The organism is Kitasatospora sp. NPDC097691 (assembly GCF_040302665.1).
GTDB lineage: Bacteria > Actinomycetota > Actinomycetes > Streptomycetales > Streptomycetaceae > Kitasatospora.
In genome coordinates this window covers 1-12,503 of sequence record NZ_JBEORY010000103.1, presented here as the reverse complement: position 1 = coordinate 12,503, position 12,503 = coordinate 1, and the positions used below count along the sequence as shown (strand labels likewise).

The following is a 12,503-nucleotide window of genomic DNA, read 5'->3' as shown; positions in this document are numbered from 1 at the left end:
GGACGAGGCCGTACGCGCCGGAGCTCTTGTTGGTCGCGGTGTAGTCCCAGCCGCTCTCGCGCTTCACGATCTGGCTGAAGCACTGGAACTGGGCGTCGTTGCCGACGATCTGCCGGGCCAGGTCCTGGACCGAGCCGGGGCTGACCGAGACCGGGGGCGTGCTGGCGCTGTCGTCGACGGCGGTCATCGCCGAACGGGCCTTCGACCGGTTGGCTGCCTCGGCGGCGGCCTTGCGCGCGTCGTCGGCGGCCTTGGCAGCCTTGTCCGCGTCGGCCTTGGCCTGGGCGTCGGCCTTCGCCTGGGCGTCCGCGGCGGCCTTCTGGCGCGCGGCCTCCTCGGCGGCCTTCTGCTCCGCGGCGGCCTTGGCAGCAGCGTCGGCGGAGGCCTGCTGGGCGGATGCCTGCTGGCCGATGTTGTCACTGATGGTCTGCGCCTGGGCGCCAGAGGGGACTTCGGCAAGCAGGGTCGCGCCGGCGACGTCGACCGTCTGCGTGGTCTTGCCCTCGCTGCCCGAGGCCATGCCCACGACGGCACCGACAGCGGTGACGGCGGTGGCGGAGGCCACAGCAACTCCCCGGACCGAGATCCGAGTCACATGGATTCCTTCCAGCATCGCCCACGCGTGACCGTGCGGGCGCAACATGCCCCTTGGCACTGACCTCCGCACGGTGCTCTGGTCACGGGAGGTGCTGGCCCGGCGTCCGGCCGAGGTGAGGCGACCGGGCGTTGGAATCGGGCGGCGTACGGCTCATCGGTCTTCAATTGTGCGTCCACCGACCGGAGTTGGCGAACCTTCCGGACCGGACTCCCGGGGGCCGGAAGCCCTGTCGCGCCGTACGCGGGGCCTGACAGAACCCTCACCATGCCGCACCGGGCACCGTGGACGCAATTCCCGCTCGCGTGGCGCATGTCACATTCACCGCCCCGGAGTTCGCCGGACGGAAAGCACTCGATGTGATGAAACGGATGGGGCCCACTCCGTCAGGAGCGGGCCCCGGTGCGCGAATTGACCGCATTGTCCGGCTATGTCCCGATCAGGGACGGATCACGGGTGGATGTCCTCCAGCATCTCCGTGACCAGCGCCGCGATCGGCGAACGCTCCGAGCGGGTGAGCGTGATGTGCGCGAAGAGCGGATGCCCCTTCAGCTTCTCCACCACCGCCACCACGCCGTCGTACCGGCCCACCCGGAGGTTGTCCCGCTGCGCCACGTCGTGGGTGAGCACCACCCGCGAGCCCTGGCCGATCCGGGACAGCACCGTCAGCAGGACGTTCCGCTCCAGCGACTGCGCCTCGTCCACGATCACGAAGGCGTCGTGCAGCGAGCGCCCCCGGATGTGGGTCAGCGGCAGCACCTCCAGCATCCCCCGGGAGATGACCTCCTCGATCACGTCCGGCGTGGTGACGGCCGAGAGGGTGTCGAAGACCGCCTGCGCCCAGGGGCCCATCTTCTCCGCCTCGGAGCCCGGCAGGTAGCCGAGCTCCTGGCCGCCGACCGCGTACAACGGCCGGAAGACCATCACCTTGCGGTGCTGCCTCCGCTCCAGCACCGCTTCCAGACCCGCGCACAGCGCCAGCGCCGACTTGCCGGTACCGGCCCGGCCGCCCATCGAGACGATGCCGATGTCCGGGTCGAGCAACAGGTCCAGCGCCACCCGCTGCTCGGCGCTGCGCCCGCGCAGCCCGAACGCCTCGCGCTCCCCGCGCACCAGCCGGACCCGCCCGTCGCCGGTGACCCGGCCGAGCGCGCGGCCGCGCTCCGAGGTGAGCACCAGTCCGGTGTGGACGGGCAGTTCGTCCGCCCCGTCGACGTCCACCCCCGCGTCGTGGCCGGCCGCGAACAGCGCGTCCACCTGATCGGCCGGGACGTGCAGCTCGGACATGCCCGTCCAGCCGGAGGTGATCGCCAGCTCGGCCCGGTACTCCTCGGCGAGCAGGCCCACCGAGCTGGCCTTGATCCGCAGCGGCAGGTCCTTGGAGACGACGGTGACGTCGTAGCCCTCGGCCTGCAGGTTGCGGGCGACCGCGAGGATCCGGGTGTCCGCCTCGCCGCCGCCGGCGCGGTAGCCGACCGGCAGTATCGACACGTCGGAGTGGTTGAGCTCGACCCTGATGGTGCCGCCGAGCTCTCCGACCGGGATCGGCTCGTCGAGCCGGCCGTGGCGGATGCGGTAGTCGTCGAGCAGCCGCAGCGCCTGGCGGGCGAAGTAGCCCAACTCCGGGTGGTGCCGCTTGGCCTCCAGCTCGGTGACGACCACCACGGGGAGGACGACCTCGTGCTCGTCGAAGCGGGTCATGGCGAGCGGGTCCGCCAGGAGCACGCTGGTGTCGAGAACGTACGTGCGCCGGTCTGGTGTCCGGCGGCTCTTGGAACTGACCACTAGGCCTCCAGAGCGGATGACCCTGCGTCATCCGCGGCAAGCCGGCCTCGCTGCCCCGGTGGCCTCGGGGCCGGACTGACTGGAGTATTCCCAGGCGGGGGGCGGTGCATTCGCGCCCCCGGCGAACTGACGGATCATTGCCGGTGAACGTTTGGCCTCGCGCTGAAGCCGGGTAGGCCAGCCCTACGGCGGTCACTTCGCCCGCGCGGCCGCCGATCCGGGGCCGCGGGCCCAGGGCCCTGGGACCAGAGCCCCGGGACTAGAGCCCCAGCCGCCGGTTGCGCTGCTCGAACGCGCGCAGGGCGCGCAGGAAGTCGACCTTGCGGAAGGCCGGCCAGTACGCCTCGCAGAAGTAGAACTCGCTGTGCGCGCTCTGCCAGAGCAGGAAACCGGACAGCCGCTGCTCGCCCGAGGTGCGGATGATCAGGTCCGGGTCGGGCTGGTTGCGGGTGTAGAGGTGCTCGGCGATGTGCTCGACGGTCAGGACCTCGGCCAGTTCCTCGATCGAGGTGCCGCGGCCGGCCTGCTCCTGGAGCAGCGAGCGGACGGCGTCGGCGATCTCGTGCCGGCCGCCGTAGCCGACCGCGACGTTGACCGTGATGCCGTCGATGTCGGCGGTCTCGTCGGCGGCGCGCTTGAGCACGTCGGCGGTGTGCTGCGGGAGCAGGTCCAGCGCGCCGACCGGGTGGACCCGCCAGCGGCGGGCGGCAGCCAGGCCGGTGACGGCGTCCTCGATGATGCCGAGCAGCGGGACCAGCTCGTCGGCCGGGCGGTCCAGGTTGTCCGTGGAGAGCATCCAGAGGGTGACGACCTTGACGTGGGTCTCGTCGCACCAGCCGAGGAACTCGGCGATCTTGTCGGCGCCGCGCTGGTGCCCGTAGGCGGTGGAGCCGCCCGCGGCCTTGGCCCAGCGGCGGTTGCCGTCGAGGATCACACCGATGTGGTGCGGGGTGCGCGCGAGGTGGACCTCGACCCGGCGGCCGTAGAGCCCGTACATCCCGCCCAGCAGGGTGCGCAGCCCCGGCGTCCGTTCGGCGACATCGCGCAGACCCATGTTTCCCGGACCCCTCCGTGCTCGTTCAGCGGGTGCGTCACCACCCCGGCGCAGCCTACTCCGGCACGCAGGCGCACGGTAAAGCCGCAGGTAGCGGTCTGGTCACGGTCCTGTACGAAGTCTGTCGCGACGGGCGTGCCGGGGGCCGCGGGAGGAGCGCCCGGAGGTCGTCCGAGGGCCGCCCGGGGGCCGTCCGGTGGTGGCGGTGCGGACACGGAACGGTCTCCGGATCCTTAACGGAACCGTAAGCCCTCCGCCCGGTGCTTGACGACCACCAATGGTCTAGTCCAGCTTGTGACCCGGGACGGAACGACCCGCCGCCGCCCCTCACCCAGGCTCACTCCGGGCCCTCCCACCGGCCCGCTCGGACGCAAAGCCCTCCCCCACACGCGGCCGCCGCGCCCCCCACCGCGGCGGCCGCTCCTCCTCCCCCAGGAGCGTCATCCCATGGCCCGTACGCTGAACCAGCCCTCCCACAAGCGCCGGCGCAGCCCCCTCCCGGCCGTCGCGGCCGGTGCCACCGCCCTCGCCCTGGCCGGCGGCGGCCTCGCCCTCTTCGCCGGCGGCGCCAGCGCGGCGATCGGCAACCTGGTCACCAACGGCGGCTTCGACGGCGGGCTGGGCGGCTGGAGCTGCACCGGCGCCGCGGCCGCCGTCTCCTCGCCGGTCCACTCCGGCAGCGGCGCGCTGCAGGCGACCCCGGGTGCCGGCGACACCGCCGAGTGCACCCAGACCGTCAGCGTGCTCCCCAACACCAGCTACACGCTGAGCGCCTGGGTCCAGGGCCCGTACGTCTACCTCGGCGCGCGCGGCACCGGCGGCACCGACCCCTCCGCCTGGTCCAACCAGACCGGCTGGAACCAGCTGTCCACCACCTTCACCACCGGGGCGAACGCCACCAGCGTCACCGTCTACCTGCACGGTTGGTACGGCCAGGGCGCCTACCTCGCCGACGACGTCGCGCTGATCGGCCCCGGCGGAACCGGCACCCCGTCGCCGACCGCGACCCCCACCCCCACACCCACACCCACACCCACCGCGACCGCGACGGCCACACCCACCGCGACGCCGACCCCCACCGCCACGCCGACCGGCACCACCCCGCCGACCACCGGCCTGCCGGCGCACGCGGTCACCGGCTACTGGCAGAACTTCGACAACAACTCGACCCCGCAGCGCCTCGGCGACGTCCAGAGCGCGTACGACATCATCGCGGTCTCCTTCGCCGACGCCGTGCCGACCCGGACCGGCGCGATCAGCTTCACGCTGGACCCGGGCCTGTCCAAGGCGCTCGGCGGCTACACCGACGCCCAGTTCCGCGCCGACATCAAGGCCAAGCAGGCGGCCGGCAAGAAGGTCGTCCTCTCCATCGGCGGCCAGAACGGCGCGATCTCCGTCGGGGACGCCACCGCCGCCGCCAACTTCGCCGACAGCGCCTACGCGATCATCAAGGACTACGGCTTCGACGGCATCGACGTCGACCTGGAGAACGGCGTCCAGCCCGGCCCGCTGGCCGACGCGCTGCACTCCCTGCGGGCCAAGGTCGGCTCCGGCTTCGTCCTGACGATGGCGCCCGAGACCATCGGGATGTACAGCACCGCCGGCGCCTACTTCCAGCTGGCGCTGAAGACCAAGGACATCCTCACCGTCGTCAACACCCAGTTCTACAACTCGGGCGGCATGAACGGCTGCGACGGCAAGGTCTACAACCAGGGCACCATCGACTTCATCACCTCGCAGGTCTGCACCCACATCCAGGGCGGCCTGCGGCCGGACCAGGTCGGCATCGGCGTCCCGGCGTCCGGCAAGGCGGCGGGCGGCGGCTACGTCTCGCCGACCGTGGTGAACAACGCGCTGGACTGCCTGGCCACCGGCAACAACTGCGGCAGCTTCGTGCCGCCGGCCAAGTGGCCGACCATCCGCGGCGCGATGACCTGGTCGACCAACTGGGACGCCAACAACGGCAACGCGTTCTCCAACACGGTCGGCCCGTTCGTCCACCGGATGCCGTGAGGACCCACCTCCCCCGGCGCGCCGCTCCTTGAGGGTGGGGCCCGCGCGCCGACGGCGGGGCCCGTCGTACCCACTCCGGTACGACGGGCCCCGCCGTGTTCCGCGTTCCGTCGTCCGGCGCGCTACCGGGCCAGCACGGCCGTGAGCGCACCGAGCAGCAGGAAGGGGCCCACCGGGACGTCGAGTCCGCGCACCGGGCGCCGGCGGACCAGGGCGGCGGCGCCCCGCAGCACCGCCCACAGACCGGCCAGCACCGCCGCGGCGAACAGCCCGGCGAACGCCACCGACCAGCCGTACCAGCCGAGCAGCCCGCCCAGCGCGAGCCCGAGCGGGGAGTCCCCTGGCCCCAACGCCCGCACCCAGACGGCCAGTTCGAGCACCGCGCCGACCGTGAGCGCCACCAGCAGGCAGCGCAGCAGCACATCGGGCTTCCCCTCGGCCAGTGCCGCCACCACCAGCAGCGCGGCCACCCCGCCGAGCAGCGGCAGGGTCAGCCGGTACGGCAGCCGACGCACCCGGGCGTCGACGAAGCCGAGTGCCACCCCGAACGCGGCCGCCCAGGCCAGCGCCGCGGTCACCGGCCCGTCCGCCGCGTACGCCACCGCGACGGCGGCGGCCGCCGCGACCGACTCCACCGACCACGCGCCCGCGCCCAGCCGCTCCCGGCAGCCCGGGCAGCGCCCGGTCGGCGGCAGCACCCGCACCTCGCGCGCGCACGACGGGCAGGCCCCGCACCACGGTTCGCCCTCCGGCACGGCGAACCGGGCGACCAGCCCGCGCAACGGCGCAGCCGCCAGGAGACCGACCAGTACCGCCGCGACCACGACCGGCACCACCGGCGCACCCCCTCCTCGATCGACGCACCGGCCACATCCTCCCGCGCCGGGCCGGGCGCTGTCCGCCGTCCGGCGCCCGGCGGATCCGCTTCCGACGCGGATCCGGACGGGGCGCCCGACGCTGCGCCCGGTGTGCCGTCCGTCTCGTTCCGCCCCGCGCCCCGCCCGCACCCCTCGCATACGGGATCATTCCGGACAGTGCGCTCCCCCTTTGGAAGGCCCGCCGTTGCCCCCACCTGCCGTTCCAAGGAGACCCCTCCGAACCCTCCGGAGCACCCTCCCGGAGACGCGCCGCAGGGGTCGTCCGTACCCCTAAAGTAGGCAGGCATGCAGGTCATCCAGTCCAGCAAGCTCGCCAACGTCTGCTACGACATCCGCGGCCCGGTGCTCGACGAGGCGATGCGGCTGGAGGAACAGGGCCACCGCATCCTCAAGCTCAACACCGGCAACCCGGCCACCTTCGGCTTCGAGGCGCCCCCGGAGATCCTCCAGGACATCCTGCGCAACCTCGCGAACGCGCACGGGTACGGCGACTCCAAGGGCCTGCTCTCCGCCCGCCGCGCGGTGGTCATGCAGTACGAGGACCGGGGGCTGCACGGCCTCTCCGTCGACGACGTCTTCCTCGGCAACGGCGTCTCCGAGCTGATCCAGCTGGCCATGACCGCGCTGCTGGACGACGGCGACGAGGTGCTCGTCCCGGCGCCGGACTACCCGCTGTGGACGGCCTCGGTCTCGCTGGCCGGCGGCACCGCGGTGCACTACCGCTGCGACGAGCAGTCCGAGTGGTACCCGGACCTCGCCGACATCGAGGCCAAGGTCACCGACCGGACCAGGGCCATCGTGGTGATCAACCCGAACAACCCGACCGGCGCGGTCTACCCGCGCGAGGTGTTGGAGGGCATCGTCGAGATCGCCCGCCGGCACGACCTGGTGGTCTACGCGGACGAGATCTACGACAAGATCCTCTACGACGACGCCGAACACGTCCCGCTCGCCACCCTGGCCCCGGACCTCTTCTGCGTCACCTTCAACGGCCTGTCCAAGGCGTACCGCGTCGCGGGCTTCCGCTCCGGCTGGATGGTGCTCTCCGGCGACCGGACCCGGGCCCGCAGCTACATCGAGGGCCTCACCGTGCTCGCCTCGATGCGACTGTGCGCCAACATGCCCGCCCAGCACGCGGTGGCCGCGGCGCTCGGCGGCCGACAGTCGATCCGCGACCTGGTGCTCCCCGGCGGACGCCTGCTCGCCTCGCGCGACGCCGCGTACGAGCTGCTGAACCAGATCCCCGGGGTCAGCTGCGTCAAGCCCAAGGGCGCCCTGTACGCCTTCCCGCGGCTGGATCCGAAGGTCCACAAGATCAAGGACGACGCCCGGATGGTCCTCGACCTGCTGCGCTCCCAGCGCATCCTGCTGGTCCAGGGCACCGGCTTCAACTGGCCCGAGCCGGACCACTTCCGGCTGGTCACGCTGCCGCGGGCGGAGGAGATCACCGACGCGGTGACCCGGATCGGCGACTTCCTCGGCGGATATACCCAGCCTTGACCGTTCCTTTGACCGCGGTTCACCGACCGGACCGTAGGATTCCCGCGCGTCGGCGGCCCGGGTTCCTCTCCGGGCCGTAGGGGGGACGGGCCGGTCGGCGGTGTGCCGGGGCCCGGGCCGACACGGACACCGAGCGCCCGACCGCCCGGAAGGCTCCGCTCCCCTGCCCCCACTCCTCCGCAAGGGACCGGTCCGACTTGACCATCCGCATTCCGCTCACCCGCGCCCGCGCCGCCGCGGCCGTCTCGGTCGCCGCCATCGCACTGACCACCGCGCTGCCGGCCACGCCCGCCGGCGCCTACAGCGGCGGCTTCCGCATCCCGACGTCGAGCACCGTCGTGAACGCCAACTCCGGCAAGTGCCTGGAGATCGCGGACTGGAGCACCGACAACGGCGCCCCCGCCCGCCAGTGGGACTGCACCGGCGGCGCCAACCAGCGCTGGGACTACCGGCAGGCCAACGGCATCATGATGCTGGTCAACCACAACTCCGGGAAGTGCCTGGAGATCGCGGACTGGCGCACCGACGACGGCGCCCCGGCCCGCCAGTGGGACTGCACCGGCGGCTGGAACCAGGGTTGGCTCTACCGGGGCGACATAGGCCCCAACAAGGCGATGGGTCTCTCCAACCTCAACTCCGCGGCGCTGCTGGAGATCGCCGACTGGCGCACCGACAACGGCGCCCCCGCCCGCCAGTGGCATGACTCCACGGTCGGCGTGACCCCGGCGAACAAGGCCTGGATCACGAACATCACGCTTCTCTGAGCCCGTTCGGGAAAACACTACGGCCGGAGTCCCGGTCCGGACGATCTCCTTGGTCGGGGAAAGATCGTCCGGCGGAACTCCGGCCGTCCTGTCGCATCGGCGGGGCGCTCGGTTCGTGCCGCGCGACCGCCTCTCGCTCGGTTGAGGCTCAGGCTCAGCCGAGGCGCGCGACCAGGCTCCGGTACTCGTCCCACAGCTCCTTCGGGGTGTGCTCGCCGAAGGTCTCCAGGTGGGCCGGCACGAGAGCGGCCTCCTGGCGCCAGAGGTCGGCGTCCACGGTGAAGAGCAGGTCGAGGTCCTCCTGGGTCAGCTTCAGGTCACCGAGGTCGAAGCCCTCGACGGTCGGCAGCACGCCGATCGGGGTCTCGACGCCCTCGCCGGTGCCCTCCAGCCGCTCGACGATCCACTTGAGCACGCGGCTGTTCTCGCCGTAGCCGGGCCAGACGAACTTGCCCTCGGCGTTCTTGCGGAACCAGTTGACGTAGTAGATCTTCGGCAGCTTGGCGGCGTCCGCCTGGGCGCCGACCTTCAGCCAGTGGGCGAAGTAGTCGCCCATGTTGTAGCCGCAGAACGGCAGCATCGCGAACGGGTCGCGACGCAGCTCGCCGACGGTGCCCTCGGCAGCGGCGGTCTTCTCGGAGGCGATGTTGGCGCCGAGGAAGACACCGTGCTGCCAGTCGAAGGACTCGGTCACCAGCGGGACGGCGGTGGCGCGGCGGCCACCGAAGAGGATCGCCGAGATCGGCACGCCCGCCGGGTCCTCCCACTCCGGGGCGATGGTCGGGCACTGCGCGGCCGGAACGGCGAAGCGGGCGTTCGGGTGGGCGGCCGGGGTGCCGGACTCGGGGGTCCAGTCGTTGCCGCGCCAGTCGGTCAGGTGCGCCGGGGGCTCCTCGGTGAGGCCCTCCCACCACACGTCGCCGTCGTCGGTGAGGGCGACGTTGGTGAAGACGGTGTTGCCCCAGAGGGTGTCGATGGCGTTGGCGTTGGTGTCCACGCCGGTGCCGGGGGCGACGCCGAAGAAGCCGGCCTCGGGGTTGATGGCGTACAGGCGGCCGTCGGCGCCGAAGCGCATCCAGGCGATGTCGTCGCCGATCGTCTCGACCTTCCAGCCCGGGACGGTCGGCTGGAGCATGGCCAGGTTGGTCTTGCCGCAGGCCGACGGGAAGGCGGCCGCGACGTACTTGGCCTCGCCGTTCGGCGGGGTGAGCTTCAGGATGAGCATGTGCTCGGCCAGCCAGCCCTCGTCGCGGGCCATGGTCGAGGCGATGCGCAGCGCGTAGCACTTCTTGCCGAGCAGGGCGTTGCCGCCGTAGCCCGAGCCGAAGGACCAGATCTCCTTGGTCTCCGGGAAGTGCGAGATGTACTTGGTGCTGTTGCACGGCCACGCCACGTCCGCCTCGCCCTCCGCGAGCGGGGCGCCGACGGTGTGCACGGCCTTGACGAAGTCGCCGTCCTCGCCCAGCTGGTCCAGCACGGCCTGACCCATGCGGGTCATCACGCGCATCGACACGGCGACGTAGGCGGAGTCGGTGATCTCGACGCCGTACGCGGCCAGCGGGGAGCCGACCGGGCCCATCGAGAAGGGCACGACGTACATCGTGCGGCCCTTCATCGCGCCGCGGAAGAGACCCTGCTCGCCCTGGAAGACCTCGCGCATCTCGGCGGGGGCCTTCCAGTTGTTGGTCGGTCCGGCGTCCTTCTCCTGCTCGGAGCAGATGTAGGTGCGGTCCTCCACGCGCGCCACGTCCGTCGGGTCCGAGGCGGCGTAGTAGGAGTTGGGGCGCTTCTCCTCGTCGAGCTTCTTGAAGGTGCCCTGAGCCACCAGCAGGTCCGCGAGGCGCTGGTACTCCTCGTCGGAGCCGTCGCACCACTCGATGCGGGCCGGCTGGGTGAGCTCGGCGATCTCGCTCACCCAAGCGAGCAGCTGCTTGTGGCGGGTGGGCGCGGATGCGCTGAGAGCAGAGATCTCGTACGACACGATCGCTCCGTTTCACGCCATCTCGGCGAAGAGACGGCGTTGCGGGGGTCTGAGGGCGCTTGCAGCGTAGCTCCGGACTCAAGGCCTGAACGCCCCGCAGCGTCGAAATTGACGCATCTTTTACTACAGTAAGTATGATTACTCGCGAGTAACAGGTCGCCCACATCCCGGACGGAGTGGGCGAGGCCACACGCCGAATACTCCAAAACGTCCAAGAGTGACGATCGCCACTTCCTACGCGTCAGTAACCTACGGATCCGTAGGTAGCCGGTAGCATGCTGCGCATGACTGCTGCTGCGCTCGCTGAGAGCCTCGCGGAGGGCCCTGTCGAGAACAGGGAGAGCAAGCCGAAGTGGCGCGGCTGGCTGCACGCCGGGATGTTCCCCGCCACGGTGGCCGCCGGGATCGTGCTGATCTGCCTGGCCGACTCCACGCCCGCCAAGATCGCGTGCGCGATCTACTCGGTCAGCGCCTGGCTGCTGTTCGGGGTCAGCGCGGTGTACCACCGCTTCGACTGGGGCCCGCGCGGCGACGCGGTGCTCCGCCGACTGGACCACGCGAACATCTTCCTGATCATCGCGGGCACCTACACGCCGTTCACGATGCTGCTGCTCAAGGGCGCGAACCAGCAGCTGCTGCTCTGGGCGGTCTGGGGCGGCGCGCTCGCCGGGATCGCCTTCCGGGTGTTCTGGGTCGGCGCGCCGCGCTGGCTGTACACGCCGGTGTACCTCGCGCTGGGCTGGGCCGCCGCGTTCTTCCTGCCGGACTTCCTGCACACCGGCGGAGTCGCCGTCCTGGTGCTGATGATCGTCGGCGGGGTGCTCTACAGCATCGGCGGCGTGGTGTACGGGCTCAAGCGGCCCGACCCGTCACCGCGCTGGTTCGGCTTCCACGAGGTGTTCCACGCCTTCACCCTCGGGGCGTTCATCGTGCAGTACGTCGGCGTCTCACTGGTGGCGTACAGCACGGCCGGCTGAACCCGGCGCACCGCGACGGGCGGTCGAACGGTCCACGGACCGGGCGGCCGCCCGTTCGGCCGTCCAGGGCCGCTCGTACGGCGCCCGGACCTGCGGGCGGCGCAGGTACGGCAGGTGGTCGGCGGCACCGGGCTCCGACTGCGGGGCGGGCTCCCGGTACTCGTGGTCCTCGTGGCGTCCCCGAGGCTCGTGGTGCTCCTGGCCGGCCCGGTGTTCCGGGCGCTCGCCGTGCCCCGGGTGTTCGTCGTGCTCGTGGTGCTCCCGGCCGGCCGGACGCCCCGCGCGCGTCGCGGAGGACGACGACCCCGACGGCGCCGACGGCTCCGGACGGGTCCGGACCTGTCGGGCGTCCAGCGCCTCCCGGGCCCGGCGGCAGCGCTCGCAGTGCGCGGCGTCCGGGCTCCCGCGGCGCGGGCGGTGCCGGACCGGGGGCCGGTGGCCGTGCAGTGCGCGCCAGCGGCGGCCGACGTAGACCATGAGCAGCAGGGTCTCGACCCCGGCGACCGCGAGGACCAGCGGGGCGCCGTTGATCAGATAGGCGGCGACCACGGCCAGCGCGGAAGCCACCACCGCCGCCGCGCCCCACACCTGGGCACTCGTCTGCCTGTCGTCCGTGTCGGCCACTTCGGCTCCCCTTTCCCCGGTGCCGGGCTCGTGGTCGGCTCCTGCCGCCCCACCCCTTCTCCGCTCTCGGCACGCGTCGGCCAGCACTGACCGATTGCCACATGGTATCTACCGACAGTCACTCGCCACTGCCCTCGGGCGGCGAACGACAGATCAACGTTGCGTCAATTCCTTGTGCGGAAGCAGCACTTCCAGGACACATCACACAGTGTGACCGATCTATGACAACACCATCATGTTGACGGCTGCCATCTTTTGAGAGTTACTGTCATTTGAAAGAGACTCCCGCCGGAGGTCCTGGAGGTCACCGTGCCCACCGCCCCGCCCACTCC

At 71.7% G+C, this 12,503-nt stretch carries 10 protein-coding genes; 4 read left to right on the top strand and 6 right to left on the bottom strand.

The annotated features are described in order from the left end of the window. The 3 genes from ABTY56_RS38050 to ABTY56_RS38040 form a co-directional block, all read right to left on the bottom strand. Positions 1-565: lytic transglycosylase domain-containing protein (locus ABTY56_RS38050; RefSeq protein WP_350634275.1), on the bottom strand; the 565-nt coding region annotated here is incomplete at its 3' end. A gap of 480 nt (positions 566-1,045) precedes the next feature. Next, positions 1,046-2,380 carry an RNA 5'-3' helicase PhoH2 gene (gene phoH2, locus ABTY56_RS38045; protein ID WP_350634274.1) on the bottom strand — a complete coding sequence of 445 codons (1,335 nt, stop codon included), beginning with the start codon at positions 2,378-2,380 and terminating at the stop codon, positions 1,046-1,048. A 259-nt stretch (positions 2,381-2,639) separates the two neighbouring features. After that, positions 2,640-3,434: an isoprenyl transferase gene (locus tag ABTY56_RS38040; RefSeq protein WP_350634273.1), complete on the bottom strand. Its 795-nt coding sequence runs from the start codon at positions 3,432-3,434 to the stop codon at positions 2,640-2,642. Between the two features lie 447 nt (positions 3,435-3,881). On the opposite strand from ABTY56_RS38040, the gene ABTY56_RS38035 reads away from it, so the two are divergent. Further along, positions 3,882-5,447 (top strand): chitinase, encoded by a 1,566-nt coding sequence (locus ABTY56_RS38035; RefSeq protein WP_350634272.1) that lies wholly within the window; start codon positions 3,882-3,884, stop codon positions 5,445-5,447. Positions 5,448-5,569: 122 nt separating this feature from the next. Here ABTY56_RS38035 and ABTY56_RS38030 read toward each other — a convergent pair whose 3' ends face one another. Beyond that, entirely contained in the window at positions 5,570-6,283 is a 714-nt protein-coding gene (locus tag ABTY56_RS38030) for a prepilin peptidase (protein WP_350634271.1), read from the bottom strand. A 327-nt stretch (positions 6,284-6,610) separates the two neighbouring features. Here ABTY56_RS38030 and ABTY56_RS38025 point away from each other — a divergent pair, with 327 nt between their 5' ends. Both ABTY56_RS38025 and ABTY56_RS38020 read left to right on the top strand, forming a co-directional pair. After that, positions 6,611-7,825 carry a pyridoxal phosphate-dependent aminotransferase gene (locus ABTY56_RS38025; protein ID WP_350634270.1) on the top strand — a complete coding sequence of 405 codons (1,215 nt, stop codon included), beginning with the start codon at positions 6,611-6,613 and terminating at the stop codon, positions 7,823-7,825. Between the two features lie 197 nt (positions 7,826-8,022). Further along, a complete protein-coding gene (locus tag ABTY56_RS38020) occupies positions 8,023-8,589 on the top strand; it encodes an RICIN domain-containing protein (protein WP_350634269.1) in 567 nt (188 codons plus the stop codon). Between the two features lie 154 nt (positions 8,590-8,743). Here ABTY56_RS38020 and ABTY56_RS38015 read toward each other — a convergent pair whose 3' ends face one another. Next, a complete protein-coding gene (locus ABTY56_RS38015; protein WP_350634268.1) occupies positions 8,744-10,570 on the bottom strand; it encodes a phosphoenolpyruvate carboxykinase (GTP) in 1,827 nt (608 codons plus the stop codon). A gap of 284 nt (positions 10,571-10,854) precedes the next feature. On the opposite strand from ABTY56_RS38015, the gene trhA reads away from it, so the two are divergent. Further along, positions 10,855-11,547 carry a PAQR family membrane homeostasis protein TrhA gene (gene trhA / locus ABTY56_RS38010; protein ID WP_350634267.1) on the top strand — a complete coding sequence of 231 codons (693 nt, stop codon included), beginning with the start codon at positions 10,855-10,857 and terminating at the stop codon, positions 11,545-11,547. On the opposite strand, the gene ABTY56_RS38005 is transcribed toward trhA, so the two are convergent. Continuing rightward, positions 11,518-12,171, bottom strand: a complete 654-nt coding sequence (locus ABTY56_RS38005; protein ID WP_350634266.1) for a hypothetical protein — start codon at positions 12,169-12,171, stop codon at positions 11,518-11,520. The genes trhA and ABTY56_RS38005 overlap by 30 nt on opposite strands. Positions 12,172-12,503 lie beyond the last annotated feature (332 nt).

What these genes read in the sequence shown, in the direction of transcription:
- ABTY56_RS38040 (WP_350634273.1), bottom strand. Translation starts at nt 3,434, where the DNA reads ATGGGTCTGCGCGATGTCGCCGAACGGACGCCGGGGCTGCGCACCCTG.
- ABTY56_RS38035 (WP_350634272.1), top strand. Translation starts at nt 3,882, where the DNA reads ATGGCCCGTACGCTGAACCAGCCCTCCCACAAGCGCCGGCGCAGCCCC.
- ABTY56_RS38025 (WP_350634270.1), top strand. Translation starts at nt 6,611, where the DNA reads ATGCAGGTCATCCAGTCCAGCAAGCTCGCCAACGTCTGCTACGACATC.
- trhA (WP_350634267.1), top strand. Translation starts at nt 10,855, where the DNA reads ATGACTGCTGCTGCGCTCGCTGAGAGCCTCGCGGAGGGCCCTGTCGAG.